Origin of the sequence: Moorena sp. SIO3I8, assembly GCF_010692325.1 — a bacterium.
GTDB lineage: Bacteria > Cyanobacteriota > Cyanobacteriia > Cyanobacteriales > Coleofasciculaceae > Moorena.
The window spans coordinates 1-1,142 of record NZ_JAAHHW010000458.1 but is presented as its reverse complement, the minus strand read 5'-3'; the positions used below and the strand labels follow the sequence as shown (position 1 = coordinate 1,142).

The following is a 1,142-nucleotide window of genomic DNA, read 5'->3' as shown; positions in this document are numbered from 1 at the left end:
TCCTACTTCCACTCAAGCACAGAATTTTGTACGCTTCACCACACTCCTTTTTACCTTTTGATTGACTTTATTTTCAAATTACTCATAATTCTCTCCAAAGTCACTGATAAGTTAATATAGCAGTTCTCAATCGGGTGAGGTACTTTCGTTATTGGTTAAGGAAGAAAATTTAGATGTACCTCACGCTTACTAGGAAACGCTATACATCACTATCTCAAGATTAAGCAGATCTCAGTAGAATTGCTGTATTGATAGATAACTAACAATGTTTAAACTATTTCGGTGTCATCAAGCCCAAACCTCCCCTAGCCAAACCCTTAACCGTTGGCAAGGAGAAGCTACTGTTAAAGTTGCCATACAACCCAATCAAAGCGGACGTGTACACTTCCGAGCCAGCTACTGGAATGCTAAATGTCCACAAGCCATCACTCTCAACCCTGGGGATATTGTTGAAGTAACTGGGATTGATAACATTACCCTGATTGTAGAACCTAGTTCTTTGAATTAAATCAGTGTATCAATACCGTAGAGTGTACTATTTCTAAAGTTTGCAAATCCCTTTCAAAACTTGGAGTATAACCATGGCGCGATCGCTTTCAAACAAGTTTAAAATCGGCATATATTGATAAGTTTGGGGATTACCCTGATGGATATAAACAAACTGATAAACCAGACCATTAGTGGCTAATCCCCAAACAAATTCTTGATGCTCTAGGCTGTTGAAAGCATAAGTCAGTAATTGCGGTAAACCTGTAGACATCTCCAATAATCTGTAATCAAGTCACAGCAATCAAACTAAGGGGGTCAATAACTGATTCAAAATTTAGCCATAGGATCCATTTCATCAGGTTTTGGAGTCTCATTATCCAAATTTGGAGTAAAATTATGAGTCATTACAATGTCAATTTTTTGACCACATTCAGGGGATTTTCTTACTTCTAAAAGTAGAGAACCAATTCTTAATCTTACTAAGCCACAAACAGTTAATATTACCGATTCATAACGCTTTTTATTTAAGCGAAATCTTTCTTGAACAATTTTAAATATTTTTACTATTCTGATCAAATGCTCTACGAAAATTCGCGATTTTGATAAAAGTTTATTATCGGCTTTCTGTGAATCAGTTAATTCTCCTTTCTTAG

The 1,142-nt window shown here is 36.0% G+C and carries 3 protein-coding genes; 1 reads left to right on the top strand and 2 read right to left on the bottom strand.

Translation table 11 applies throughout. From position 1 onward, the window contains the following. Nucleotides 1-265: 265 nt before the first annotated feature. The gene (locus F6K51_RS37870) at nucleotides 266-508 is read left to right on the top strand and encodes an NfeD family protein (RefSeq protein ID WP_075905515.1); all 243 of its coding nucleotides are present in this window, start codon (nucleotides 266-268) and stop codon (nucleotides 506-508) included. A 33-nt stretch (nucleotides 509-541) separates the two neighbouring features. On the opposite strand, the gene F6K51_RS37865 is transcribed toward F6K51_RS37870, so the two are convergent. Together F6K51_RS37865 and F6K51_RS37860 are read right to left on the bottom strand one after the other, a co-directional pair. Further along, nucleotides 542-760 carry a hypothetical protein gene (locus F6K51_RS37865; RefSeq protein ID WP_075905517.1) on the bottom strand — a complete coding sequence of 73 codons (219 nt, stop codon included), beginning with the start codon at nucleotides 758-760 and terminating at the stop codon, nucleotides 542-544. Between the two features lie 56 nt (nucleotides 761-816). Further along, nucleotides 817-1,142, bottom strand: a 326-nt coding sequence (locus tag F6K51_RS37860; protein ID WP_293031468.1) for a transposase family protein, incomplete at its 5' end; no start/stop codon positions are given.

What these genes read in the sequence shown, in the direction of transcription:
- F6K51_RS37870 (WP_075905515.1), top strand. Translation starts at nt 266, where the DNA reads ATGTTTAAACTATTTCGGTGTCATCAAGCCCAAACCTCCCCTAGCCAA.
- F6K51_RS37865 (WP_075905517.1), bottom strand. Translation starts at nt 760, where the DNA reads ATGTCTACAGGTTTACCGCAATTACTGACTTATGCTTTCAACAGCCTA.